The sequence below is a fragment of the Proteiniclasticum sp. genome (genome assembly GCF_003514505.1).
Classification (GTDB): domain Bacteria; phylum Bacillota; class Clostridia; order Clostridiales; family Clostridiaceae; genus Proteiniclasticum.
Genome location: NZ_DOPX01000028.1, coordinates 51,525 through 76,482 on the forward strand (window position 1 = coordinate 51,525; position 24,958 = coordinate 76,482).

Consider the following 24,958-nt stretch of genomic DNA (forward strand, 5'->3'; position numbering starts at 1 on the left):
TCCACTTCCACCTAAAAATAAATCCATCTTCTATCTTAACATAGGTCTCAATGATGTTTCATCCATTTCTTCGGATATTTTATACACCAGCTTTGGATACCCGTTCTCTGACAATGGTTTTATCCAGTAGCTTTTTCAGATACTTGGGTATGTTCTCCACCACTTCGCTGGGTTTCACTGTATATCTCGTTTGCGACAGCTCATCACCGATGGCCCCATGGATATATACCCCAAGGACGGCTGCATCAAGGGGATGAAGCCCTTGGCCCGCAAAGGAAGCGATGATGCCTGTAAGCGCATCTCCCATTCCTCCCTGTGCCATGGCAGAAGACCCTGTGGAGTTCACATAGGTCCTTTCCCCATCGGTGACCACGGTATAATATCCCTTCAGCACCACCACAACCCCATGTTTTTTCGCAAAGGATTTTGCAGTTTCCAGCCTGTTTTTCTCCAGCTCTTCTTTGGAAACACCGGAAAGAATGGACATCTCTCCCGGATGAGGTGTAATGATCACAGGAAAAGACATCTCTTCAAAAAGATCACATTTTCCCACCATCGCCCGGAGACCATCAGCGTCCAATACCAGAGTTTTTCGGCTTTCTTTTTCTTCCTGAAGTGTTTTTACAGTCCTTAAGAGCATTTTGTACACATCCCGATGCTGTCCAAGACCCGGCCCAAAAGCTACCGCCTGGGCACTGCGCACGCCAGTTTCCAGTTTTTCCAGAGGAAGGCTCATGACTTCCGTAAGCCTCGGCACAAGAATCCTTAAGGTTTCATCAAAGGAAGTAAGGACCACTAGACCCGATCCCGAGGCTACTGCAGCATCCACGCTCAGCATGGCCGCACCTGTAAAACCTTGTGATCCAGCCACTGCAAGGACTCTGCCGTAGGTATTCTTATGACCGGTGATTCTTCTTCTGGGAAGAAGAGCACATGCAGTGTCCTCTGTAACAAAATATGTGGACTGTGTCATTTCAGCTTTCAACTTCTTCGGTATGCCCACAGATTCCAAAAGAACCTCTCCAAGATATGGCATGGCCTCATAGGAGAAAAAACCTTTCTTATACGCTTCAAAAGTCACAGTTTTGTTTGCATGAATCGTATAAGGAGAAGGAGTCCCTTGATCTGGAAGAATGCCTGACGGAACATCCACCGCCATGACTTTCTCCTGATACTCATTGACCATGTCAATGACAAGACCTATAAATGGAGGCATTTCTCCATGAAACCCCGTGCCATACAATGCGTCCACAATAAGATCCGCATCACCAAGCGCCTCCTGAAAACTCCAAAGGTCTTCCTCTTCCCTGAGTATTGTCATAGGGATTTCCATGTTATTTGCCATCTGATAAAATACAGAAGCATCTCCTTTGATCTCGTCCGCATCATTCAGAAGATAAAGATCCACCTCTTTGCCCATCTGAAACAGTTTAATGGCCAGTGCAATACCATCGCCACCATTATTTCCACGCCCGCACAGGATCACTGCATAGGATAAAGAAGGATTGATATGACGCAGTAAAGAAGAGGCTGCTGCCTCCATGAGGAGGATTCCCGGTATCCCATATTCTTTGATGGCTCTCTCATCCATGGACCGTAAGGTTTTGACATCCATAATCTCCATATGTTCAGACCTCCTCAATAATAACCATGGCAATGGCTCTATCCTTATCATGGGATAAAGAAAGATGTACTGCCATTTTTTTATCTCCATAGACTCTCTTCAAGTGCGGAGATAAAAGCTCCATATTGAAATACGGTTTACCAAGCTCATCTTTCAGAACCTCCATCTCCACAAAGGAAATGCCTCTGACTCCGGTGCCCAAAGCCTTAGAACAAGCTTCTTTCGCTGCAAAACATCCCGCTAGACTTGCTTTATTCAGCTCACCGATGCGCTCAATCTCCTTCTTCGTAAAGACACGTTCTTTTTTCTTTCTTGTGGAGAAGGTCTTCGCTACCCGCTCAATCTCAATAATATCGACACCAGAACCTAGAATCATCATTTCTCCCACCTTTCATTTCTATCATTATATCGTTTCAAAGTTCATGAAAGTAGCATTCTCGCTCCATCGCGGAAAATTATTCTCAAAAAGTTCATAAATCCATCAGCACAGTGAAGCACTCCATGGAGAACTGCAATAAAAAAGACCCGGCATTCCGGGTCCAAGGATCAGTCATTGGCTTCACTCTCTTTTGAAGACTCCAACTGATTTTTCAGTTTCTGAAATTTCCCTTCTGTTCTGCTTAAGGGAGCGGAATCGAATGCTTCCTCTTTCTTTTCAGGTTGCTTGTCCATTTTCCCTCGTCTCCAGTCCCTGATGCTGCGAAGATAAGGCCGTTCCACCTTCCTGTATAAAATAAGATACGCATTGAGTTCAGCTCCCAGAACCATGATGCTGGATGTGAGCAGAAGCCAAAGAAGAAGACCAATGACAGCGCCCAGCGTGCCATAAAACCTGGAGTAATTGGCAAAATTATTAATGTAGTACTGGAATCCCAGTGTGGCTAATATCCAAACCAGTGTAGAAAAAACCGCGCCGGGATACGCATATCTGAAGCGGATGCTTTTTACCGGAATAAACATATAAGCTAGAATGAGAATCCCCAATATAAGTCCCACAGGCAGCAGTATTCTGATGAGGGTTATGAATCCTTCTGTGGGAAAATGAGGGAAATAACTGGAGATGATGTTGAGAATCGTTCTGCCAAAAACAATACCAACCAAAGCGACTAGGATGGCAAAGGCCAGCTGCACCACCCAGAGGAAGGATACCACATATTTCTTAATAATATTGCGGTCCTCTTTAAAATCCATGGCCCGGTTCATGGCAATCATAAAAGCCCGGAAACCTCCAGACGCTGTGTAAACTGCTGCAAAAATCGATGCTGTCAGAAGGCTACCCCTCTGAACCAGGACCAGATCCAGCACCGGACCGCTGATGAGCTCATAAATCTCTTGGGGCAGTGAATTTTCCATAAGATTTAGAATATACCCCGCATCCAGACCCAGGTAAGCAATCACGGATAAAAGAAAAATCAGAAATGGAAAAATGGACAGAAGGAGACCATAGGTCAGTCTGTATGCATAGACCATGCTCTCGTCTGCGCCTACTTTTTTGATGAATCCCATGATGAAATCAATTGCTTTCTTCATCTTTTCACTTCCTTTTTTTCCCAGAATCACGAAAATATAATTCTATTATACTACAGATACGTCCTTTCCATCTTTCTCTTCCGTAAACAAAAGGAGAAAAAGGCATGAACGAAAAAGGGCACTTGAATCCGGATTTCCGGATTCAAGTGCCCTTTAACAGAATTATGCGATGAGTTCCTCTTCACGGTTGATGGAAGCTGACTCAATGTCCACCAGCTCCTTCTCCCCTTCAAAAAGAACATTCTTAGAAATGATGGCACTCATGAGCGCCTCCACTTCCTCATCCAAAATATCCTCACGGACCTTTGGAAGTCTCAAGCTCCACTTTTTGCCTTCTTTGGTCAGGAATGTCATGGTTAATGTGTTCATACTGCCTTACCTCCTACACTAGTTGAATTTTGCTGGTTTCCTGAACTGAAACCCCTTCAAAGGTCTGTTCAGAAAGATCCGCAATGAGCATAGCCACCTCATGAATGTCTTCTGCAAGAGCAGTAACCTTGAAGTTTTTGACTCTTCTCAGTTCCCCCACATTCTTCCCCTGGTCGTTCAGCCTCGTAAAGGTAAGAATAAGCTCCTTGGACTGTAGTTCTTGTGATACTGTCATATTTACCAACCCCTTTCACTACTGAATTATGCAGTTTAGTCAAAAAGAGCAAAGCTTTTTTGAAAAAAGTGAATAAAATTTACATCAGATGCTATACTGAAGATAATATCAATTGAGAAAAAAGGAGTCTTCTATGCTAGAACTTAAAAATGAACACCTCACCGCAACATTTATAACCACAGGCGCTGAACTGACTTCCCTAAAAGACACCAAGGGAACCGAATACCTCATGAGAGATGAAAGGTACTGGGGCTATACCGCTCCCCATCTGTTCCCTGTCATTGGGATGCTTCAGGATTCGACGCTTCGTCATGAGGGCAAGGATTATCCTCAGAAACGGCATGGCTTTGCCAGAAACATGGAGTTTCAGGTAACCTCCCAGGACGAAGATACCTTGGTTTTCGATCTCATCTCCAGCGAAAAAACAAAGTCCCTTTATCCCTTCGATTTTTTATTCCGGGTCATCTATACCTTAAAAAACACCTCCCTGACCATCTCCTATCAGGTGGAGAACAGAGGAAGTGAAGTAATGCCCTATTCTGTTGGTGCACATCCAGCCTTCTGGGTCCCATTCCATAAGGATGGCCAATTCACAGACTATGCTCTGGTATTTGAAAAGGAGGAGTGTCTTGAACGAATTCCCATCAATATCGAAACCGGACTCCTGAAAAAGCCAAAGACACCCTTCATGGAGAAAGCTTCCAGGATTCCCCTCCAAAAGAGTCTTTTCAAGAAAGATGCCTTGATATTCCAGAATCTTGAGTCCTCTTATGTCTCTTTGGAGTCTTTCAAAAATGAAGGTACTGTCCGTTTCCATTTCAAAGAATTCCCTTTTCTTGGCATCTGGACCACCGACGATGATGCACCGTTCCTCTGTTTGGAGCCTTGGGCAGGACATGCGGATTATGAAGGGTTCCAGGGGGATTATCTGGAAAAAGAAGATAATGTCCTTTTACACCAAAACGAATCCAGAACCTTCTCCTACACCATTGAAATCCGATAAATGCAAAAGCGGCGCCGGTCCCCAAAAAAGGACTGTGCACCGCTTTTTTCATTTAGTTTATGATTGTCAGTCTTCCTCATCCAAGAGATATTTGAGACGAACCACAGCTTTGGTGATTTTCTGATACCTTTTGAAGTTCTCTTCATACTGAAGAGCCTTGTCACCCGGCAAAAACATCTCTTTCTTCTTCGTGTTCAGCCTTATGCCTTCTATGCCCAAGCGGACAGCCCCTAAAGAAGAGCTGCTGGCAGCATCCACTCTTTGTACTTCACGGCCCATGACTTCAGCAAGTATACTTGCCATCTCATGATTCTCGAAGACTCCTCCCGATACCTTAAGGAGACTGATCTTCCCATGAAGCCTTTCAATCTCCGTCAACACTTCTTTCAGATTGAAAAAGATCCCTTCCACTGCAGCACGGATGAAATGCTTTTTTTCTGCCCTGGGTGTGATTCCCACAAAACCTGCAAAAAGATGGCCATCATAATACGGCGCCCGCTCTCCATAAAGGTAGGGTATAAAAGTGATCCCCTCAGCTCCCGGTTCTGACTCTAATAAATTCTTCGAAAGATCTCTGTAAAAATGATCCGGATGCTCGTAAAAGAGACCACTAAGATAAGCAAGAACATTTCCTCCGTTGTTCACTGCTCCCCCCAGGACATACTGTCCCTTCCTGAGATAATAGCAGAAGATCTTCCCCTCCGGATGGAGAAGAATCCTGTCAGAGGTGATCCTCACCGCGCCGCTGGTGCCAAGGGTCACTGCAGCCTCATAAGGCTCTGTCACATCTCCCCCAAGATTTGCGAGGCAGCCGTCAGACCCGCCAATGAGAACCTTGCAGCTGGAGGGCAGTTTCGTTCTTGAAAGAGCTTCCAGATTCTTCAATGAAAACATCTCCTCCACATCCACTGGCCTTGAAAACTGGGAAGGCACCATGGAAAGCTCCTGTAGAATCTCCTCATCAAAAACCAAATCCTGAAGATGAAAAAGACCTGTGGCGGAGGCTATGGAATAGTCCACCACATATTCTCCACTGAGTTTTCTCATGATGAACTCTTTGATGCCAATGGCCTTTTTTGTCTTTTTCAGAAGATCCGTATTCTTTTGAAACCAAAGAAGTTTAAAAAAGGGGCTCATGGGATGAAGGGGCGTACCTGTTTTTTGGTAAAAAGCTCCTGCATCCTCTCTTTTCTTAAACTCCTCCACAAGTTCTTCTGCACGGCTGTCAGACCAGAGTATGCTTTTTGTCAAAGGCTGATCTTTTTCATCCATGAGAATCAGGCTGTGCATGGCACTGGAAAAAGCCATATAAGTCACATGCTCTCTCTTTTCCTCATGTCTATTCAGAAGCTCTTCCACTGCTTGAAGAAAGCTTTCAAACACCTCTTCAGGATCCTGCTCTGCATAGTGCGCTTTATCCTGATAGGTTCTATACCCTTTGCTTACAAAGTCAAGATTTTGAAACGTTTCATCAAAAAGCACTACTTTTGTGCTGGTGGTGCCAATATCTGCACCAATATAATACTTCATCACCCAACATCCTTTTTATGGACCTCGTGACCTCCAAAAGCATTTCTCAGGGAAGCCACGATTTTTTCTCCGTATTTTTCCTCATCACCTGAAGCATACCGCACCATGAGAGATTGTGCAATCACCGGAATAGGCACCTGAAGATGGAGCGCTTCCTCCAGTGTCCACTTTCCTTCTCCAGAAGAGGGAATCACCCCTGCCAGATCCTCCTGTCCCGGATCCTCCCGAAGAAGCTTCTCCGTCAGCTCCATGAGCCAGCTCCTCACCACTGAACCATGATTGAATACTTTGGCCACTTGCTCCAGTTTAAAATCAAACGGGCTGTGGTGAAGCAGATTGAATCCTTCTCCTATGGCCTGCATCATCCCGTACTCTATGCCGTTATGAACCATCTTAAGATAGTGACCGCTTCCAGAGGTGCCTGTATAAAGATATCCGGATGGAACGGTTAAGTCCCTGAAAAGTGTTTCCATCCGGGAGAACACTTCCTGCTTTCCTCCAATCATCATGCAGGCTCCATTTCGCGCTCCCTCCACACCACCAGATGTGCCCACATCCAGATAATGGATTCCGGCTGCAGCCGCCTCCTCGGCCCTTCTCACAGAGTCCTTATAATGAGCATTGCCCCCGTCCATCAGCACATCCTCTGGATCAAGGAGAAGGAGAAGTCTCTGGAAAACTGCTTCTGTAATGGTCCCTGCAGGAAGCATCAGCCACAATGCCCTGGGCCGTTCCAATGAATAAACAAGCTTTTCCAAAGAATCGTAAAAGCATCCTCCTTCCGCCACAACCTCGTCTGAAACAGCTGCATTGATGTCGTGAGCATGCACCTCATGATTTCTTTCTCTCATCTGTGAAAACAGCATTCTGCCCATCTTACCCAGTCCTATCAGTCCTATTACCATATTCATCCTCTCCTCTTCTTTGTATCTGTACTCCTTTGCCATGCGCACGGCACAAAGCAAAAGGCAAGGATATTCCTTGCCTTCGCTACTAGCTCAGTTCTGGCCAGAAGTCTTTGTTGGCCTCGATGAGATCATCCAGCAGCGCTTTAGCCACCCCTGCGCTGGGGATGGTCTTTGAAAGCGTCAGTGCCTGCCAGAGTTTCTGGTAACTCTTTTCGATGTAGGCTTCCACCACCATCTTCTCCACCATCAGCTGCTGATACATGAGGGTTTTTTCAAAATCAGGGATTTTCCCCTGAGAAAGAGCTTCTGGGCCTCCACTGCCTACAATGCAAGGCACTTCCACCATAGCATCATCTGGGAAGTTTGAAATAGCACCGTTATTTTCCACAATCATCAGCATTCTCTCATGGGTGTTGTAGGCAATGGCTCTGGCCAGATCCACAATAAAGGATGCATGCGCATCAATATGGAAGCCGCTGTCTACCGCAGTGCCTTTTCTTACAATATCTTTGGCAGCATCAAACACGGTCTTCTCCCGGCCTTCCATGACCTCATTGGCTCTTGTGAAGCTTAAGTTTGCATGGGCAACTTCATCATCAGGGTACAGATAGTACTTCAAGTAGGTGTTCGGCAAGTACCTTGGATTAACGGCAAGAAGATCTTTGGCTTTTTTATGGGTCTTCTGCCAGCTGGGATCTGTATGCTGCGTATCCACCTCTATCTGAGTCAGATACCCATGTTCGCTGACATAAGACTTGATGTCTTCAAGATACTCATTCCCCTCTTGATCTTTGACACTGGTCCACCATCCGAAATGATTAAGACCAAAATACCTTACATTCAGTTCCTTTGGGGTCTTTCCAATGATTTGGGACATTCTTCGCAGAGTCCCCACTGGCATATCACAGATATTAAGAACCTTCGCTTCTGGTCTCAGTACTCTGCAAGCCTCTGCCACAATGGAGGCTGGATTGGAGTAATTGAGCATCCAGCAGTCTTTAGAGTATCTCTCCATATAATCAATGATTTCCAGCATACCAGTGATGCTCCTCATACCGTAAGCAATTCCTCCTGGTCCGCAGGTCTCTTGTCCGATGACCCCATACTTCAGGGGAATCTTCTCATCTAGCTCTCTCATGGCATACTTTCCAACACGGATATGGGCCATACAGAAATCTGTGTCTGTAAAAGCTTCCTCCGGATCCGTTGTGTGCTTGAATTCTATTTCTGGTGCATTCTCTCTTAGAAGGATCGCAAGTGCGTCTCCAAGGATTCCTTGTCTCTCTCCATCGTTGTCATAGAGTGTCAGTTTCCTCAGCGGAAACCTATCCTGATTGTCCAGAAGCATCATGACAATTCCCGGGGTAAAGGTGCTTCCACCGCCTGCAATCACTACTGAAAATTTCTTCATCTGTTTATTCATTCCCTTCAAAATTCTGGAAATTTAGCTTTCCAGATACAAATCAACCGCCTTGCGCACGCTGTTCACTTGAAGTCCATAGACCACCTGAACATTATTTCCCTTTGATACCACACCTGTGGCGCCAGTCTCATTTTTCAGCCTGCTCTCATCCACTTTCCCAGGCTCTTTCAGCATTACCCGAAGTCTTGTGAAACAGTTGTCCACCGTTTCAATATTCTCAGGGCCACCCAGCGCTTCTACAATGATGTCAGCAGGAACTTCCTCGTTTCTTATATTTTTTCCGCTCTGCTTTTTTTCTTCATACTCTTTCTTGGAGTAGAGCTTCACTTCTCCCCCTTCCTCTTCTCTACCAATGGTCTTCAGGTTCCACACTTTGATGAGGGTTCTGAAGATGAAGTAGTAAAGGAGGAAAAAAACGAGGCCCACTGCAATATACATCGGCCATCCTGTTTTTTCCACACCCAAGGGCACGTTATAGAGCAGGAAGTCAATGAATCCATTGGGTCCGATGGCTCTTACGTTGAAAAGGTTCAGAACCACCATACTCAGTCCGCTGAGCACAGAGTGGATTCCAAATAGGATGGGAGACACAAACATAAAGGAAAACTCAATGGGCTCAGTAACACCTGCAATGAAGGAAGTCACTGCTGCAGGAATCAGAATCGCTCTAGCTTTCGCTTTGTTCTCCGGCTTAGCCATCTGATACATGGCAACACAGGCCCCGATGAGCCCAAACATCTTGGAGATGCCTCTAGCATCCCAGATGACACTCTGAGAAAGAACCTTCACCGTATTGTCCGCAATTTCAGCAAAGTAAATGTTTCTTGAGCCTTCAAGAAGCACACCACCCACTTCCTGAACCCCTCCCAGGGAAGAGTAAAGGAAAGGTGTATAGACAAGATGATGAAGTCCCGTTGGAATCAGAAGCCTCTCCAGCATTCCATACAGGAACAGTCCCACATTTCCGCTGCCGTTGATGAAGCTTCCCAGGCCATTGATACCACTTTGGAAAAATGGCCAGACATAACTGAACATAATAGCAAGAAGGACCACCACTGGAATTAGAACGATAAAGACAAATCTTGCTCCGCCGTAGATCTGAAAGGCATTATTGAACTCTTTGTCAATAAATCGGTTATGCACATAAGCAGTAACAATACCCAGGATGATTCCTAGGAATACTCCCATGTCAAGGATCTGAACGCCCATGACCATGGTCTGTCCTGTTCCTCTAAGAGAATCTCCCTCAAAAAGACTTCCGGTCAGTGCCATAAACTTATTCATGGCATTGATAAATACGAGGAATCCGAGAAGCGCTGTGAATCCTGCTTCAGCTTTCTTTTTCTCTGCAAGGCCAACAGCGATTCCCACTGCAAATATCAGTCCTAAATTGGTGAGAATGGAAACCAGTGATCCAGACAAGATCGCGCCAAATCCTTTAGTGACCGGATTGTCCAGAAAAGGAACTGCCTCTAGGAGCTTGGCATTGGTGAAGAGATTTCCGATGGCAATGAGTATACCGGCAATGGGTAAAATGAGTACGGGGATGAACATTGCTTTTGCAAAACGCTGCATACTGTTCATAAGTTTTTCTTTCATGAGTCTATCCTCCTTTTATCGATAGGTTCAGTTTAGGGGATAGGCCCCCATTGGTAAAGGGTTTCAAGGCAAAAGGAAACACGTCCCGCCAATGTGGAACGTGTTTCGAATAAATCAGTTACATAGAGATTGAGACCAGGTACTCAAATAAAAGAAGAAGCTCTGCAAAAAAATAATTTTTGGAGATATTCCGGTCATCCAGTTTTTTGCTGTCCTCAATCTTCAGCGGAATATCCGCTATCCTGGAAGCTCTGTTATCCAGTTCACTGGTAAAGACGACAACAGGAATTCCCTTCTCTTTGCAGTATTCCATTTTATCGAGGACCTGCTGGGTTTCCCCTGATTTTGTTACAGTGATCAGCATGCCGATATGGTCCACATTGCTCTCCAGAATAGCAATGGAGTCATTACCCGTGGCAAAAATAACCCGCTTTCCGTTGACCAGAAGCTTTTTGTAAAGATACTCCCCAATGATGCCCGAAAACCCGGTGGCATAGATGAAGATATACTTCTCTTTGGTGCTCTTCAGAAGGCCTGAAAAGGCGTCTATATTCTTTTTCTCGTTGAGCTGCAGGATTTCCTTCAGCATCCCATTGTCAGCGCCTTCATGCTCTTTGCTCTTTCTTCTGTCTTCTCCCTCGACCATCGGAACCAGCTGGTAGTACATGTCGATGAATCCTGAGTAGCCAAGCTTTTTGGCCAGCCTCATAATGGAGGAAGGTGAGGTATAATTTTCCCTGGCAATCTGTCTAACCCCTTTCTCCAGCACCGTATCCATATGCTCCACCATGTAGAGAAGCACTTTCTCTTCTGTCTCTGTCAGGGATTTCCCCTTTATTATCTTAGCTAAATCCACCATCAAGCTTCCCCCTTTCATCTCTACATACACACACTCTCTTGCTGTTATTTCAATTTATTCTATCATAGTTTCCGTTCTTCACACAAAACACTAAGAATGCCCAAAAAAATAGCCCCTTGCTAAAAAGCAAGAGGCTGAAAAATTAAATCAGTATCCGAAATACGCTCGGATTTTATCTGCGATTCCCTTGGCCATGGCCTTTTGGAACACAGGATCTGTTATTTTGGAAAGATCTTCCGCATTGCTCATATATCCAATTTCAGAAAGCACAGAACGCATTTCTGTCTGCCTCAGCACTGCCAGTGTATGCCCGGAAATGCTGCTGTCGGTTCCATTTCTTCTGTCCTGGAATCCCATGGCAATGAAGGACTGCTTGATGGCAGAAGCCACATCCACACTTTCCTTCAGTGTAGACTCAGAGATGCTTGTTACCTTTGTTGATGGATAAATGAGGAAGGCACCCTTTGAGCTCGGATTGCTGTTGTAGTCATGATGGATACTGAAGAACAGATCCGCATGGGCTGCGTTGGCAATTCTTGCCCTTTCATTCAGTTCGATGAAAGTGTCGTTATTTCTTGTCATGATGGTGTTGTATCCTGCTGCCTTCAGCTCTGCTTCCAGTGCTAAGGCAAACTGCAGCACATACACTTTTTCATAGACATAGCTTCCATTGAGAACACCCCTTGCTCCAGGGTCTTTTCCGCCATGTCCGGCATCAATGACGATGGTAGGAATCTTCTCCACCTTCAGCACCTTAGTGAACTCCAGTTTCTCTCCACCATTTCCGGTGACTTCCACACGGAGTGTGTTCTCACCAGGGAACAGGTTATTTCTTCGGATGAGATATTCATAACCAGTGTTGGCATTCCCGTCATCGGTTCTAGGCTTGCCGTATACCGCTGTGCCTTGAGCTCTTCCGTTCAGATAGACCCTGACATTTTTCACGCCTGTGGCAATCTTCGCGTATCCGGACACTTTGATATCCTCATTCTTATAATTCACCACATCTTTGTTGTCCAAAACACCAACCGGGTCAAAGGTTGGTCTGTTGTAGGTGAAGGAGATGGACTGGGAGGTGCTGCTGCCATCGGAAAGCTTGGCTGTAGCTTTTACTGTATTGGTACCATTGACAAAAACATCTTTATTAACTGACAGAGTGAATCCTGCTGAAGAAGCATTTGGATACTCTCCATAAGACGCCAGAAGATCATCCCGCTTCTGATTCAGTGTGGCATTTCCAATGGTGATGCCATTGACTGATATACTGATGCTCTGAAGAGTTCCTTTAGTCAATAGATATCCGGAGATGGTCTGATCTGCATACTCTTTTGTTCCTGTGGGACCTTCGATCTTCAGGACGGTGTCTACAGCAGGAACTTCAGGAGCTGGTGGCTGTGGTGTTGGTGAAAGCACCTTTGTCAGGTAGTCCACGGATACATATCCCGTCTTCCCATTATAGGTCACTTTCGCCCAAGATCCTTCTAGAGTTTCTATGGTCAGCTGCGTTCCCTTAGGAATCGTCAGTATAATGCCATGACTTGTCCCAGGTCCGACTCTCATATTGAGATTGTAGGTGGTCTGACGCACATCCTTTTCTGCAGGAGGTGTCTCGGTTGATGGTGGCGCTGTATAAGGACTCATATAATTAGTAGAAGCATACCCTACCATGCCATTATACGTAATCTTCGCCCATTTTCCTGTAAGAGCTTCCACTGTAACGATGGTCCCCTTCGGCAGAACGGTCAGCACCTTTGATGCACCATCGGCAGCTTCTCTCATGTTGAGATTTCCAGTGATGATTCTTTGGTCTTTCTCGGTCACAGGCACTTCTACCGGTGGGGTTGGCGTCGGATCCGGCGTTGGCGTAGGATCCGGCGTTGGTGTTGGCTCTGGCGTTGGCGTCGGTGCTGGCGCTGCAGCAAGTTTCTTTAAATAACTGGTAGAAGAAAATCCTTCTGTTCCATTGTACCTAAGCTTAGCCCAGCCATTGCTTTCGCTAAGAACTGTCACCTTACTGCCTTTTGGCATGGTAAGGATGATTCTGCCACTTACGCTGGCTGTACTTCTGAGATTCAGGTTTGCAGTTGTTTCCCGCTCATCTGTTCCTACAACAGGTCCCGGATTCGGGTTCGTAGGTGTGGATGGCTGACTGACAGCAACTTTTTCCAAATAATTGGTGGAAACATATCCTGTACTTCCCGCATAGCTCACCTTCGCCCAAGTGCCACTCAGTGCTTCTACGGTTAGTGTTGTTCCTCTTGGTATGACGCGGATGACACTGCTTGTCGTTCCAGGTCCAGTTCTCATATTGAGGTTTCCTGTAGTTTTTCTTGTGTCCTGTTCCCCTGAAGTTGGTGGGGTTGGAGTCGGAGTTGGGGCAGGTGCAGGAGTAGTGCTTACCGTTTGCAGGTAGCTTGTGGAAACATATCCTGTTTTCCCTCCGTACGACACCTTGGCCCATCCGCTGGACTGACTCTCCACAGTCAGAGAGGTTCCTTTGGGTATGGTAAGTAATATTGTATTATTAGTTCCTGCGCCACTGCGCATATTAAGATTTGCGGTTGTCTTTCTAACATCGGTTCCAGCCGCTGGCGTTGAAGGCGTTTCGGGTACTCCGGTCTGAGGTGGAGTAGTTACAGGTGAAGACACAGTGACAGCTTTCAGATAATTGGTGCTGACATACCCTGTTCTGCCCCCATAGGAAACCTTCGCCCATACGCCTGAAAGGCTCTCAATCTTTACTCTTGTGCCTTTTGGAATGGTCAGAAGAATTCTGGCATTGAGAGTTCCGCTCTCTCTCATGTTGAGGTTAGCTGTAGTTTCTCGAGTGTCACCTGCAGTCTGAGCTGGCGCTGAGGGTGTCTGAGAAGCACCTGCAGTTTCAAACTTCACATAAGCAGGATTCGCACTTATATAGAGACCGTTGGAGAGCTTATACATTTCTCTGCCATCAATCAAATGTTTTTCCACCACGTCAAACGTTGTTCCATTGCTAAAAGTTCTCGTTTTTGCATTCCAGTCAGGTGCGTTATATGCCCATAAGGAAAACGCGGTTACAGTCAGTTTTCCAGTCTGTGAGTTGACGATTGCTGCCTCAGCTGTGAAATCCATCACATGTGAGGGTAAAGCGAACGACGATAAACTGATGGTCAGTGCAATTCCTGTCTGCAAAAGAACCTTCTTTGTCTTTTTGCTTAACATACTCGACCTCCTTTGATTTCATTTTGATTTCTATTATATGTTATAATTATTTCATAAGTTGTGTCAATAAATTAAACTGTATTAAAAATATTTCACAATTGAGCCCTGGAATCCTTACTTAAATTCAGCCCAAGGCAGAAGAGGAAGCCACTCCTCGGGCAGCAGTTTTTTATACTGAACCCAGTTATATCTGAGATCCATAAGAAGAACCATTCCCTCATCTTCCTCAGAACGGATGACTCTTCCAGCTGCCTGCAGAATCCTGTTGATACCCGGATAGATATAGGCATACTCAAATCCGCAGTTCTCCTTAGAAAAATATTCTTTTATGAGATCTCTTTCATAAGATACCTGAGGATACCCTACAGAAACAACCGATGCACCAACAAGCGCCTCTCCCTGCAGGTCAATTCCTTCGGAAAAAATACCGCCAAGGACCATGAACGCAAGAAAACTCTTCTCTCTTTTCTGATAAAATAGCCCCAATACCTCTTCCCGCTCTTTCTCCGTCAGGCTTGGTTCCTGAATATACACTTCATGAATTCCGCCATATTTCTCTTCATAAGCCTCATACACATCCCGCATATATTTATAAGAAGGAAAAAATGCGATATAGTTCCCTTTCTTCTTTGAAGCCATCCGTTCCAGGTTCTCGGCAATGGCGTTATAACTGTCTTCTCGTTTGGAGAATCTGGTATCCACCGCAGCATCCAGGAACACCCGAAGCTTCTCTTTGTCAAAGGGAGACCGAAGGGTTCGCCTAAAGTCCCCTTCCTCACCACCTAAAACATCGAAATAGTAATTCATAGGCGAAAGAGTCGCAGAAAACAGCACCGACGCTTTGGCCCTCTTGAACACCTCTATCAGCACATCTCTTGGATCCACACAGAAGAGTTTGATTCTCACATTGGTTCCATAGGTTTCTTCATAGGTCACATACCCTTCATCATAAAGCTCTGAGATATTGAGAAAGGTGTTTACTGCAAAAAAGAAGTCCACAATCTTCTCTCTACCTTCAAACTCCTCCTGCACTTCTTTCTGAAAAATCTCAAATCCCTGCAGAAAATCTTTAAGAAGAAAAATAAGATCGTCTGAAACACCAAAATAGGTATGCTTTCCTCCTCTTTCCTCCAGTGCTTTTCGCATATCAATGAACTTTTCATTGATCTTCTTCAAAGGTCTTTTCAGATAGCTGTACTTGTCTGCAGCCTTTTTAGCTTCCATCAGAAGCTCCTTGGTAAGCTCAGCGGAGTACATGTCTCTGGCCCGATCCACCAGATTGTGCGCCTCATCCACAAGAAAGATATAGTTTTCTTTCACATCCATAAAGAATCTTTTAAGATAAACTCTGGGATCAAACACATAGTTGTAATCCCCTATGATGAGGTCACTGAAATAGGCAAGGTCCAAAGACAGTTCAAAGGGACATACCCGATATTCCTTGGCATAAGAAATTATCATCTCTTTTGTATAGCGCTTCTCTTTTTTTAAAATGGCCAATATACAGTCGTTTACCCTGTCATAGTGGCCCTTTGCCATTTCACAATGGTCTGGATGACAGTTCACTTCATCGTTGATGCAGATCTTCTCTTTACTCGTCAGAGTGAGGAATTTTACCTGTCCCCCTTTTTTCTCAAGGATGGACATGGTCTCCTCTGCAACGGTCTTCAGTGTTCCTTTCGCGGTGAGATAGAAGATTTTATCCGCTTCACCTTCTCCCAGCGCTTTCACAGCCGGAAATAAGGTAGAGATGGTCTTCCCGATTCCGGTGGGAGCTTTTGCAAAGAGCTTCCCACCCTGGCGCATGGTACGGTACACATCCACGGCAAGATCCCTCTGGCCTTCACGGTACCGGCTGAAAGGAAATCCTAGAGACTTCAAAGACCTGTTTCTTTCTTCTTTCCAGTGGATATCTTCTCTGATGAATTTGAGATACTCTTCTATGGTCTCATCTACAAATGATTTAAGTTCCTGTATGGTATATCTTCTTTCAAAGGTCCTGGAGATTTCAGTTTCGAGATTATGATACGTAAGAAGAAGTAAGATCTCTTCCAGCTCCTCTTCCTCCATATGCATAAATCCATAGAACATCACCTGAGCCCAATGAAGAAAATTATACTCCTCTGTGAGTTCTTCCAATGGCATATAAGTGGATTTGATCTCTTCGATATAGGATCGTGGAACGATTCCATCCGCACGTCCATCCACAATGAACATCATGTCCTCTTTTTGCACAGAATATTTGAAATATCTTTCTTTCTCATAAGAAGCATCTTCTTTCTGTCTCTGCTTCTGGATCTTCACATGTGCCCGGGTTCCCTCTTCCATACGGCTTGGACTGGATCCCATACTTGAAGAGATGATATCACCATAACGGTGCACAAATTCAATTAAATTTCTGACAGATATCTTGATTTCCATTGATTGACTCCCGGTTTCATTCGTTACGTATACACTGATTATAGCACTATTTACTGCCGTTCAACTTATGGTCGCCAAAAACCTTGAGAGAATTGAAAAAAGCCCCAGATTATCTCTGAGGCTTTCTCCTTCTTAACTTGATCTTCATGGAACTTTAGGTGGTTTTTTCCAGTGCTCCTGTCAGTTTGTTGATACTGATCGTCAGATTCTCCATTTTTCCTTCAATTCTTGTAAGAAGATAAATGGATACAACCATCGGAAAACCAACATTAGCTGCAGCTTCCAGTAAAACATCCACATCAATCACCCCTAACTGAACTATGCAGAAATAATCGAAATAGCTGACTAATCCAAAAGCCTCTTGGCTGTATTTTTGATGAAACTTGCTTGAGCAACAAGGGCAAGCACAGATATAAAGACAAATATTCTTTCTTTATCCTCATCTCTGATATGTAGCTTCGCCACGATATTTCTTAGCCTTTCTTCATCCATGATCATTGTATTAGGATTATTCGCCTGGTCATTGATGATCTCATAGAAGAGCTCATAGGCTGTTTCCCAGGAAATAATATCATCTTCCCTATTGTTGATGTCGTTGAAAGCAAGACGGAAAACCTTCTTGATTTCATCTGTACTCAACACCGGTCTCATGTAGCTCACAAAAACCAGCTGAATCAGATGAAGCTTCGTATACCCTTTCTTTTTGCCCTGATATGGTTTGGCAATGACCTCGCTCTTGATGTAATTCTGAATGATATTGATGGTATAGGTATTATCATTCATAAGATCTTCGATGAACTCAATGACTTGAGAGAGAAAAAGGTCATATTTCGGAAAAGCGTCCAAAGACATGATACTATTGATGGCCTTGGATTTTACAGAGTCCTCAATACTGAGAGAAGCTTTGTTCTGTGGATCAAACATGGATTCACTTCCTTTACATTCATGGTATTTAACTCTATTATAAGTTATTTAATACCATATAGCAAAGAGTTTTTGAGTCCAATCTTTACTTTACTGCATTTCTGTTGTTTATCTCATTCCAGCTCCAGACTTTCTTTATAGACTTCTTTTTTCGGTATCCCCCTTAACTCCGCAACCACTTTCACAGCATCCTTCTTACTCATCCCATTATCAATGAACTGAAGCAGATGCTCCTTTATACTAAGGTGCGCATACAGATTTTCTTTTTCAAGCTGCTGTGCTTCCTGACTCATACCTTCCACGACTAGAACAAATTCTCCTTTGGGCGTTCTGTCTTTATATGATTCCAGCACTTCTTGAACTGTCCCCCTCTGATGCTCTTCATAAAGCTTCGTCAGTTCTCTGGACAACGAAATCTTCCTCTCCCCAAAGACCTCCTGGACCGCCTCCAATGTATCCAGGATTCGGTGGGGTGCTTCATAAAGAATCAATGTCTCTTCACGATCCCGGTACTTCAAGAGTTCATCCCGCTTCTTTTTCCTTGCTTTATCCAAAAACCCGATGAAGGTGAATCTGGATGTGTCAAGACCAGAGGACACCAGGGCATTAATCAGTGCTGAAGGACCTGGAAGCACATTCACTTCGATCCCTCTTTCGATGGCCTTTCTGACAAGTACTGATCCTGGGTCGGATATTCCAGGCATGCCTGCATCTGAAACCAGTGCGATGGTCTCCCCGCTCTCTACTTTATCCAAAATCTCTTCAGATACACCCATTTCATTATGTTCACGATAACTGAGCAGAGGTTTTCTGATTTCATAGCGGTTCAGAAGTTTTGATGTGACCCTGGTATCCTCACAGGCGATACGGTCTGCTTCCTGAAGCACTTCCAGCACTCTGAAGGAAAGGTCCTTTAAATTCCCAATGGGTGTAGGTACAATATATAGCTTGCTCATCTTCTTTCATCTCCATAAATTCTTCGGATTTCTTCTGAATAGTTTCCTTCATCATCATAAATAAATAAAGGTGCTTCTACCTTGAGAAACGAACCACCATCTCTGACACCTTCAATAAGTACCATCGTCGGAGGCTTTTTGGTGTTCGGATAAATCATTCGGATCCGTTTGGGCTCAATTTTATATTTCCTCATGAGTGAGATTAAATCCGCCAGTCTTTCTGGACGATGGATCAGATATAGTCTTCCCTGGTCTTTCAGGGCTGCCCTGGCGGCTTCTATGAGCTCCTCCAGCGTCACTGCTACCTCATGTCTTGCAATGGTTAATGCGTCTTCCTCATTGAGGATGCCGCTGTTCACCTTCTTGTAAGGCGGATTGGCTGTGACCACATGAAAATGTCCTAAATTCTTTAAAAGATTTCGATCTTTGAGATCTCCCTGATGCATCTTCACTTTCTCTTCTATTCCATTTAGTATGATGCTTCTTTCTGCCATCTCTGCAAACTCTTCTTGAATCTCCAGACCATGAATCTCTCCCGCTTCTGTCTTACCATATAGAAGAATAGGGACAATTCCAGTTCCTGAACAGAAGTCCATGACCCTGTCTTTTTTTCGGACCTGAGCGAAGTCAGAGAGCAGCACAGCATCCACCCCAAAGCGAAAGCCCTTTTCCTTCTGAATGATTCTAAGCCCCTGTAGATTAAGATCCTCCACAGTCTCTCCCGGTTTTACAAATGACATCTGTTCTCCTCACTTCCTTTTGTACTTCTTTCATTTTATCCTCTCCATTCTCTTTATACAAGAAATAAGGAACGAGGGGCGGTATTCCGAAGAGAAATAATAAGGTATAATAAGTTTTAGTCAGTATTTCATGCGAGGTTCTTATGATAGAAAAAATAAAAGCTTGGGATGAGCGTGTCATCCTCTATATCAATCGGTATTTGAAACACAAGGTGCTGGATTATTTCTTCATCGCTGTCACATACCTAGGATCTGATGTGTTTGCCATCGGGTTCATTCTGGCCTTTGCCATCCTGCCGGTCTCCACCGTCCAGTCTTTTGCGCTCTATGCTGCGGTGGCCCTCATCTTGTCGGGTCTCACCGTTGGGATCATGAAAAACAGCATCCGAAGAAAACGGCCATTTGAAACACTCATTGAGCTGAACAGCTTACGAATTGGTGTGGATCAGTTCTCCTTTCCTTCAGGTCATACCACTGCGGCTTTTTCCCTGGCCGTGACTTCAGCCTTAGTCACCCAGGGCAACATCGCATCATCTGTGTACCTGATTCTTGCACTTCTTGTGGCCATCTCCAGGGTCTATCTTGGGGTGCATTATCCATCTGATGTGATCGTTGGAGGAATCATCGGAAGCAGCTATGCTGTGCTCATACATATTATTCGGGAGGTAATTACTGTTGTTTAATGAAATAAAAGGTGTAATATTCGATATGGACGGCACCCTCATCGACTCCATGTGGGTGTGGAGAAAGATCGATGAGGACTTCATCCGGGAGAGAGGCATCAATCTTCTGCCGGAAGAGCTCATGGGTAAAATTTCTCATCTCAGCTTCCATGAAACGGCAGAGTTTTTCAAGAGAGAATTCATGCTGCCTGAGTCCGTGGAGGATATCAAAAACCACTGGAATACCATGGCAAGACACGAATACATCCATCATGTGCTGCTGAAAGATCATGCCCTGGAGTTTCTTGAGGCTCTAAAAAAGAAAGGAATCCGTATGGCCATCGCCACCAGCTCATCAAAAGAGCTCCTGGAAGAAACCATTCATTCCAAAGGCATCGCTCAGTATTTTGATACCATTGTCACCACAGACATGGCTGGAAAAACAAAGATTGAGCCCGATGTCTATCTGCTGGCGGCAAAAAATCTTGGACTGAATCCACGGGAGATTGCTGTCTTCGAAGACATTCCTGCAGCAATGATCGGCGCAAAGAAAGCAGGCATGCTGGTCTTTGGAGTCCATGACAGGTTTTCTGAAGACAAGATGGAGGAGATCTTAGGCACTTGCCATCATTACATCCATCACTTTGGAGAACTCCTGCCACATTTGATATAAACCTATTAATGAATAACACCCCACTTTCAAACTGCTTTGAAGGTGGGGTGTTTGTTTTTCTACTTATTGTATGTTACTGGAAACTTCTCCTGCAGCTCTGTGATGAGCTTTGTATAATACTCCATCTGCTTGTCCTGGAGCATCTTATTCATCACTTCAGACTTCACTTCTTCGAAGCCCAGAGGCTCATTTCCTTTCTTATCCGTGGTCTTGATTACATGATAGCCGAACTGTGTCTTCACAGGCTCTTTGGTCATTTCTCCAACTTCCATGGCGAAAGCTGCATCTTCGAACTCTTTTACCATCATGCCTCTTCCGAATTCTCCCAGGTCTCCCCCTTGCTCACTGGATGGACAGCTGGAATACTCCTTCGCTGCATCCTCAAAAGTCAGTTCACTGGATTCGATCTTTGAGATCAGATCCTTCGCAATCTCTTCGTCATCCACAAGAATATGGCTGGCCTTGATGCTTTCCTGACCCTGATATCTTTCAGGATGAGCTGCATACACTTCCTTGGCTTCATCTTCTTCAATGGTAATGGTGCTTAGAATCTTATTCATGGTAAAGCTGTACTTGATGTCTTTTAGTGCCTGCTCTACTTGTGACATGAACTGCGGATCATTATCCAGTCCAATCTCGGTTCCGAATGCATTGATGAGCTCTACACTGATGAGCTGATCCAAGAGCTGCTTCCGGCCATATTCTGATTCAAAATAGCCCCTTCTTTCAGGTGCCAGTGACTGTATTGTTGTGTCCAGAATTTCGTCTGTAATGTCTATGCCATTTACTGTGGCAAGTACTTTGTTCTCCATACTATACTCCTTTAAAGTGAATTCTTTTCTATCTTAACATATTTCTCCAAGGAGTTGAAACCATAAGGTGAAAAATAGCCCGTATCGGGATTTCTTAACCACCAGTTCATAGTTTTTCACTATACTATGAAGTATAGATTTGAAATGAAAGGAGTTCGTACCATGGTTAAACTGAACGAAAAAGCACCCGACTTCACACTCATGGGTTCTGACGGCAAGGAGCATTCTCTCTCTGAATATCTGGGAAAAAAAGTGATTCTTTATTTCTATCCTAGAGACAACACGCCAGGATGCACTTTGGAAGCAGAGAGTTTTAGAGACAATCATGATGACTATCAGAAAGAAAATGCTGTAGTTCTTGGCATTTCAAGAGATACACTGGATTCTCATGACAAGTTCATTGATAAGCTGGGACTTCCATTTGTACTTTTGTCTGATACAGAAAGCACCGTATGCACCTTGTATGATGTGCTGAAAGAAAAAAACATGTACGGGAAAAAATCCATTGGAATCGCCAGAAGCACCTTTATCATTGATGAGAAAGGAACCATCATCTATGAAAACCGCAAGGTCAAAGCTGAAGGTCATGGTGAGGAAGTTAGAGATTTTCTGAACAGCCTCGAGAAATAAGGGTAGCAGTACATTACATAAAATTTAAAGGAAGAGATTTCGTCATGAAATCTCTTCCTTTTGATTTTCTTCTAGAATACGGATCGCTGCTGTTGCTACAAACATCCTTTTTTCTGAAAGCTCCTTCAGATCAAGAACCTCTCTTTTCCCGTTATTTGACACCAGAACCTTGAAGTGGTCTGAATATCCTGTCACTGTGACCCAGTGGTTGTACAGACCTTCCCGATACCCTTTTTTCAGCTTCAGTCCAACGATGAGGGGCACAGGATTGTCTCTATCAATATTTCTCTTGATTTCCAGCATGATTCTGCGGAGGCCAAAATTACCGCCCAAAAAGCTATGGATGATGTTCACTCGGATACTCTTTCCCTGCCTCATATAATACCAGTGGGCTGCCAGTTTGAACCGCAGCGCTGTGGTGGGTCCTAACAGATATTTCCGGAACATCTCATTCTGATCTTTAATCAGCTCTTCCCGCACATAACTCTTTCCTTCTTTATATGCTACGAAATTATTGAGCGTCACAGAGCCGCATCCATATTTTGCCAGGGCTTTTGTCGACAAGTGCTGATTCCCTCCGTAGAGCCCATCAAAGATGCTATGAAAACTCTTGTTTAAAATGGTAAACTCAATGCCATCAACTGTATACTTCACAAAATCACTCCAGAAATTTTTCTTTATCATACCAGAAAGCGGTCTGTCTGTGTCTGATTTCAGTAAATTTTAACTTTGAACTTCGAAAAAAAGGAAGCATTAAATGCTCCCTCCTTCATCCTATTCCTCTACTGCTTCTTGAAGAAGCTTTTTCACATAGTTTGGCAACGCAAATGCTGCACTGTGGATTTCTGTGTTATAGTATCCTGTTTCCAGTCCAAGACTGTTCCACCACTCCTCTTTAAGATCTTTCACAGGGTCCAGTGACTTGGATGCAAATCCAAAGAGCCAGTGACCTGAAGCATAGGTAGGAATGTGCACCTGGTAAACTCTTGCCACTGGAAAAAATTCATGAATTCTCTTATGAGAACGCTTCATGGCTCTCTGGTACTCTTCATAAAACGGACTCTCATGCTGGTTCACCAAGATTCCATCTTCTGTAAGTGCTTCGTAACAGTTTTTATAGAATTCCCGTGTGAAAAGGCCTTCTCCCGGACCTATCGGATCCGTGCTGTCCACAATGATGAGATCATATACATTCTTCTTTTCCTGTACGAACTTCAGTCCGTCCTCAAAAAATAGGTGCACCCTCTTATCACCCAGTCCGCTGGTGGAGTTTGGAAAATACTCGCGGCAGATATCCACAACCATCTGGTCGATCTCCACCATGTCAATATTTTCCAAATGTGCGTATCGGGTAAGCTCGCGAACCGTTCCACCATCCCCGGCACCGATGACAAGGACATTTCTGATCTTGGGATTTGTAGCCATAGGCACGTGGACGATCATATCATGATATATGAACTCATCTTTTTCTGTAATCATCACAAGTCCATCTAGTGTAAAAAATCTGCCAAACTCGTTACTTTCAAAGACATCCATTCTCTGGAAGTCGCTTTGTCCGGAATAGAGCTGCTTTTCCACCTTGATGGAAAACTTCGCCTCTTTGCTGTGGTTTTCTGTATACCAAAGTTCCATGGGAACCTCCTTAATCATATATATTTCTTCCGCTGTAGATCTCGATCATTTCTTTTCTGAGGTTGTTGGATATTTCCAAACGTTCCTTGGGCGTGAATTCTCTGATGTCATTTCTGAAAAGATAGTTTTGGAGATTCAGCTCTTTGATCAGCATCTTCGTATGGAAAATATTAGCGTGATACATATTAATATCATGTGCATCATAAGCTTCTAAGGTCTTTTCCTTGATATAGTCCTGGATGGACCGGATATCATGATCGATGAAGAATTTTCTGCCGTCTTCATCCCGAGTGAATCCTCTCACCCGATAGTCTATGGAAATGATGTCAGAATCAAAGCTTCCGATAAGATAATCCAGTGCATTCAAGGGTGAAATCTTACCACATGTGGATACTTCGATATCCACTCTAAAACTTGCAATGGATTTATCAGGATGGTACTCCGGATAGGTGTGTACAGTCAGATGACTCTTATCAAGATGCCCCACCACACTGTCACGTTTCTCATAAAGGCTCAGTCCTAAGTTGCAGGAAGGATCCACATGGCGCTCAGCCAAAGGCTCTTCTGAAATAAGTATTGTTACACTTGCTCCTTGAGGATCATAATCCTGTTTGGAGATATTAAGTACATTCGCTCCAATCATATCGGTCACATCACAGAGAATTTTAGTAAGTCTCTCCGAATTGTACATCTCATCGATATAGTCCACGTACTCGCTTTGTTCCTTTTCTGTCTTCGCATAACAGAAATCATAGATATTAAAACTCAGCGTCTTTGTTAGGTTATTGAATCCATACAGTTTTAGTTTGTCTGCCATTTTATTCCCCTTCCTGGCGGCAAAATTTGAACTATTTTAGTGCACTTCAAAAGTAAAATTGAAATTATAGATGTGATTTCTCTTCATTTAAAAAATGCTCTAGGATAGAGTTTACAAGAGGATTGCCTCACTGTCAATATATTTTCGTTAAGTTTTATCAAGTATTTTGTTTAGTGTAGCTAAACTTTTTGAGGTGTTTTTTCTCGTTTTAAAAAATACTTTTTGGGGAGCCTTTGTGTTTCTTGCTTCGCGTCGGAAACAGCTTCTGAAAGCACAAAAAAACCACATCAGACGATGTGGTTTTTTGTGGTGGCTTCACTCGGAATCGAACCAAGGACACGTAGATTTTCAGTCTACTGCTCTACCAACTGAGCTATGAAGCCATGGTACATCTGGCGACGACCTACTTT

At 44.2% G+C, this 24,958-nt stretch carries 24 protein-coding genes and 1 tRNA gene; 4 read left to right on the forward strand and 21 right to left on the reverse strand.

Annotated features, from left to right (window positions below; all coding sequences use genetic code 11):
* Nucleotides 1–79: 79 nt before the first annotated feature.
* From DEF30_RS09985 to DEF30_RS10005, 5 genes are all read right to left on the reverse strand, one after another.
* Nucleotides 80–1,624, reverse strand: coding sequence for an NAD(P)H-hydrate dehydratase (locus tag DEF30_RS09985; protein WP_294098855.1), 1,545 nt, complete (start codon nt 1,622–1,624; stop codon nt 80–82).
* Nucleotides 1,625–1,628: 4 nt separating this feature from the next.
* On the reverse strand, nt 1,629–2,003 hold the full coding sequence (gene acpS / locus DEF30_RS09990; protein WP_294098858.1) for a holo-ACP synthase: 375 nt from the start codon (nt 2,001–2,003) through the stop codon (nt 1,629–1,631).
* Between the two features lie 167 nt (nt 2,004–2,170).
* On the reverse strand, nt 2,171–3,154 hold the full coding sequence (locus tag DEF30_RS09995; RefSeq protein WP_294098860.1) for a YihY/virulence factor BrkB family protein: 984 nt from the start codon (nt 3,152–3,154) through the stop codon (nt 2,171–2,173).
* A 162-nt stretch (nt 3,155–3,316) separates the two neighbouring features.
* Complete coding sequence (locus tag DEF30_RS10000; protein WP_294098862.1) at nt 3,317–3,523, reverse strand: DUF2922 domain-containing protein; 207 nt, start codon at nt 3,521–3,523, stop codon at nt 3,317–3,319.
* A gap of 13 nt (nt 3,524–3,536) precedes the next feature.
* Nucleotides 3,537–3,758: a hypothetical protein gene (locus DEF30_RS10005; RefSeq protein WP_294098864.1), complete on the reverse strand. Its 222-nt coding sequence runs from the start codon at nt 3,756–3,758 to the stop codon at nt 3,537–3,539.
* 133 nt (nt 3,759–3,891) lie between these two features.
* Between DEF30_RS10005 and DEF30_RS10010 the strand changes: the two genes are divergently transcribed.
* The gene (locus tag DEF30_RS10010; protein ID WP_294098866.1) at nt 3,892–4,761 is read left to right on the forward strand and encodes an aldose 1-epimerase family protein; all 870 of its coding nucleotides are present in this window, start codon (nt 3,892–3,894) and stop codon (nt 4,759–4,761) included.
* A 66-nt stretch (nt 4,762–4,827) separates the two neighbouring features.
* Here DEF30_RS10010 and DEF30_RS10015 read toward each other — a convergent pair whose 3' ends face one another.
* The 11 genes from DEF30_RS10015 to DEF30_RS10065 form a co-directional block, all read right to left on the reverse strand.
* On the reverse strand, nt 4,828–6,291 hold the full coding sequence (locus tag DEF30_RS10015; RefSeq protein WP_294098868.1) for a gluconokinase: 1,464 nt from the start codon (nt 6,289–6,291) through the stop codon (nt 4,828–4,830).
* Nucleotides 6,291–7,196 carry a phosphogluconate dehydrogenase (NAD(+)-dependent, decarboxylating) gene (gene gnd / locus DEF30_RS10020; RefSeq protein WP_294098870.1) on the reverse strand — a complete coding sequence of 302 codons (906 nt, stop codon included), beginning with the start codon at nt 7,194–7,196 and terminating at the stop codon, nt 6,291–6,293. Before gnd ends, DEF30_RS10015 begins: the two co-directional genes overlap by 1 nt.
* A gap of 88 nt (nt 7,197–7,284) precedes the next feature.
* On the reverse strand, nt 7,285–8,610 hold the full coding sequence (locus DEF30_RS10025) for a 6-phospho-alpha-glucosidase (RefSeq protein WP_294098872.1): 1,326 nt from the start codon (nt 8,608–8,610) through the stop codon (nt 7,285–7,287).
* A 33-nt stretch (nt 8,611–8,643) separates the two neighbouring features.
* A complete protein-coding gene (locus DEF30_RS10030; RefSeq protein WP_294098874.1) occupies nt 8,644–10,221 on the reverse strand; it encodes a PTS transporter subunit EIIC in 1,578 nt (525 codons plus the stop codon).
* Between the two features lie 118 nt (nt 10,222–10,339).
* Nucleotides 10,340–11,080, reverse strand: a complete 741-nt coding sequence (locus DEF30_RS10035) for a MurR/RpiR family transcriptional regulator (protein WP_294098876.1) — start codon at nt 11,078–11,080, stop codon at nt 10,340–10,342.
* Between the two features lie 147 nt (nt 11,081–11,227).
* A complete protein-coding gene (locus tag DEF30_RS10040; RefSeq protein WP_294098878.1) occupies nt 11,228–14,281 on the reverse strand; it encodes an SH3 domain-containing protein in 3,054 nt (1,017 codons plus the stop codon).
* A 114-nt stretch (nt 14,282–14,395) separates the two neighbouring features.
* On the reverse strand, nt 14,396–16,702 hold the full coding sequence (locus DEF30_RS10045; protein WP_294098880.1) for an ATP-dependent DNA helicase: 2,307 nt from the start codon (nt 16,700–16,702) through the stop codon (nt 14,396–14,398).
* Between the two features lie 154 nt (nt 16,703–16,856).
* Complete coding sequence (locus DEF30_RS10050) at nt 16,857–17,000, reverse strand: YvrJ family protein (RefSeq protein ID WP_294098882.1); 144 nt, start codon at nt 16,998–17,000, stop codon at nt 16,857–16,859.
* 47 nt (nt 17,001–17,047) lie between these two features.
* The gene (locus DEF30_RS10055) at nt 17,048–17,626 is read right to left on the reverse strand and encodes a DUF1836 domain-containing protein (RefSeq protein WP_294098884.1); all 579 of its coding nucleotides are present in this window, start codon (nt 17,624–17,626) and stop codon (nt 17,048–17,050) included.
* A 113-nt stretch (nt 17,627–17,739) separates the two neighbouring features.
* On the reverse strand, nt 17,740–18,582 hold the full coding sequence (gene rsmI / locus DEF30_RS10060) for a 16S rRNA (cytidine(1402)-2'-O)-methyltransferase (RefSeq protein ID WP_294098886.1): 843 nt from the start codon (nt 18,580–18,582) through the stop codon (nt 17,740–17,742).
* Nucleotides 18,579–19,322, reverse strand: coding sequence for a tRNA1(Val) (adenine(37)-N6)-methyltransferase (locus DEF30_RS10065; RefSeq protein ID WP_294098890.1), 744 nt, complete (start codon nt 19,320–19,322; stop codon nt 18,579–18,581). Before DEF30_RS10065 ends, rsmI begins: the two co-directional genes overlap by 4 nt.
* A 143-nt stretch (nt 19,323–19,465) precedes the next feature.
* On the opposite strand from DEF30_RS10065, the gene DEF30_RS10070 reads away from it, so the two are divergent.
* Both DEF30_RS10070 and DEF30_RS10075 read left to right on the forward strand, forming a co-directional pair.
* A complete protein-coding gene (locus DEF30_RS10070; protein ID WP_294098892.1) occupies nt 19,466–20,005 on the forward strand; it encodes a phosphatase PAP2 family protein in 540 nt (179 codons plus the stop codon).
* Entirely contained in the window at nt 19,998–20,657 is a 660-nt protein-coding gene (locus DEF30_RS10075; protein WP_294098894.1) for an HAD family phosphatase, read from the forward strand. The genes DEF30_RS10070 and DEF30_RS10075 overlap by 8 nt, the downstream gene beginning before the upstream one ends.
* Nucleotides 20,658–20,716: 59 nt before the next feature.
* On the opposite strand, the gene DEF30_RS10080 is transcribed toward DEF30_RS10075, so the two are convergent.
* Nucleotides 20,717–21,469, reverse strand: a complete 753-nt coding sequence (locus DEF30_RS10080; protein ID WP_294098896.1) for a peptidylprolyl isomerase — start codon at nt 21,467–21,469, stop codon at nt 20,717–20,719.
* Between the two features lie 162 nt (nt 21,470–21,631).
* On the opposite strand from DEF30_RS10080, the gene DEF30_RS10085 reads away from it, so the two are divergent.
* A complete protein-coding gene (locus DEF30_RS10085) occupies nt 21,632–22,099 on the forward strand; it encodes a peroxiredoxin (protein WP_294098898.1) in 468 nt (155 codons plus the stop codon).
* A 42-nt stretch (nt 22,100–22,141) separates the two neighbouring features.
* On the opposite strand, the gene DEF30_RS10090 is transcribed toward DEF30_RS10085, so the two are convergent.
* The 4 genes from DEF30_RS10090 to DEF30_RS10105 all read right to left on the reverse strand — a co-directional run bounded on the left by DEF30_RS10090 (nt 22,142) and on the right by DEF30_RS10105 (nt 24,931).
* A complete protein-coding gene (locus DEF30_RS10090; RefSeq protein WP_294098899.1) occupies nt 22,142–22,783 on the reverse strand; it encodes a hypothetical protein in 642 nt (213 codons plus the stop codon).
* Nucleotides 22,784–22,873: 90 nt separating this feature from the next.
* On the reverse strand, nt 22,874–23,731 hold the full coding sequence (speE, locus tag DEF30_RS10095; protein WP_294098901.1) for a polyamine aminopropyltransferase: 858 nt from the start codon (nt 23,729–23,731) through the stop codon (nt 22,874–22,876).
* A gap of 10 nt (nt 23,732–23,741) precedes the next feature.
* Nucleotides 23,742–24,548, reverse strand: a complete 807-nt coding sequence (gene speD / locus DEF30_RS10100; RefSeq protein ID WP_294098905.1) for an adenosylmethionine decarboxylase — start codon at nt 24,546–24,548, stop codon at nt 23,742–23,744.
* A gap of 307 nt (nt 24,549–24,855) precedes the next feature.
* A tRNA-Phe gene (locus DEF30_RS10105) sits at nt 24,856–24,931 on the reverse strand.
* Nucleotides 24,932–24,958 lie beyond the last annotated feature (27 nt).

Excerpts from the sequence above, each read along its gene's own strand:
- DEF30_RS09985 (WP_294098855.1), bottom strand. The coding sequence starts at position 1,624 with ATGGAGATTATGGATGTCAAAACCTTACGGTCCATGGATGAGAGAGCC.
- acpS (WP_294098858.1), bottom strand. The coding sequence starts at position 2,003 with ATGATGATTCTAGGTTCTGGTGTCGATATTATTGAGATTGAGCGGGTA.
- DEF30_RS09995 (WP_294098860.1), bottom strand. The coding sequence starts at position 3,154 with ATGAAGAAAGCAATTGATTTCATCATGGGATTCATCAAAAAAGTAGGC.
- DEF30_RS10000 (WP_294098862.1), bottom strand. The coding sequence starts at position 3,523 with ATGAACACATTAACCATGACATTCCTGACCAAAGAAGGCAAAAAGTGG.
- DEF30_RS10005 (WP_294098864.1), bottom strand. The coding sequence starts at position 3,758 with ATGACAGTATCACAAGAACTACAGTCCAAGGAGCTTATTCTTACCTTT.
- DEF30_RS10010 (WP_294098866.1), top strand. The coding sequence starts at position 3,892 with ATGCTAGAACTTAAAAATGAACACCTCACCGCAACATTTATAACCACA.
- DEF30_RS10015 (WP_294098868.1), bottom strand. The coding sequence starts at position 6,291 with ATGAAGTATTATATTGGTGCAGATATTGGCACCACCAGCACAAAAGTA.
- gnd (WP_294098870.1), bottom strand. The coding sequence starts at position 7,196 with ATGGTAATAGGACTGATAGGACTGGGTAAGATGGGCAGAATGCTGTTT.
- DEF30_RS10025 (WP_294098872.1), bottom strand. The coding sequence starts at position 8,610 with ATGAAGAAATTTTCAGTAGTGATTGCAGGCGGTGGAAGCACCTTTACC.
- DEF30_RS10030 (WP_294098874.1), bottom strand. The coding sequence starts at position 10,221 with ATGAAAGAAAAACTTATGAACAGTATGCAGCGTTTTGCAAAAGCAATG.
- DEF30_RS10035 (WP_294098876.1), bottom strand. The coding sequence starts at position 11,080 with ATGGTGGATTTAGCTAAGATAATAAAGGGGAAATCCCTGACAGAGACA.
- DEF30_RS10040 (WP_294098878.1), bottom strand. The coding sequence starts at position 14,281 with ATGTTAAGCAAAAAGACAAAGAAGGTTCTTTTGCAGACAGGAATTGCA.
- DEF30_RS10045 (WP_294098880.1), bottom strand. The coding sequence starts at position 16,702 with ATGGAAATCAAGATATCTGTCAGAAATTTAATTGAATTTGTGCACCGT.
- DEF30_RS10055 (WP_294098884.1), bottom strand. The coding sequence starts at position 17,626 with ATGTTTGATCCACAGAACAAAGCTTCTCTCAGTATTGAGGACTCTGTA.
- rsmI (WP_294098886.1), bottom strand. The coding sequence starts at position 18,582 with ATGAGCAAGCTATATATTGTACCTACACCCATTGGGAATTTAAAGGAC.
- DEF30_RS10065 (WP_294098890.1), bottom strand. The coding sequence starts at position 19,322 with ATGTCATTTGTAAAACCGGGAGAGACTGTGGAGGATCTTAATCTACAG.
- DEF30_RS10070 (WP_294098892.1), top strand. The coding sequence starts at position 19,466 with ATGATAGAAAAAATAAAAGCTTGGGATGAGCGTGTCATCCTCTATATC.
- DEF30_RS10080 (WP_294098896.1), bottom strand. The coding sequence starts at position 21,469 with ATGGAGAACAAAGTACTTGCCACAGTAAATGGCATAGACATTACAGAC.
- DEF30_RS10085 (WP_294098898.1), top strand. The coding sequence starts at position 21,632 with ATGGTTAAACTGAACGAAAAAGCACCCGACTTCACACTCATGGGTTCT.
- DEF30_RS10090 (WP_294098899.1), bottom strand. The coding sequence starts at position 22,783 with ATGATAAAGAAAAATTTCTGGAGTGATTTTGTGAAGTATACAGTTGAT.
- speE (WP_294098901.1), bottom strand. The coding sequence starts at position 23,731 with ATGGAACTTTGGTATACAGAAAACCACAGCAAAGAGGCGAAGTTTTCC.
- speD (WP_294098905.1), bottom strand. The coding sequence starts at position 24,548 with ATGGCAGACAAACTAAAACTGTATGGATTCAATAACCTAACAAAGACG.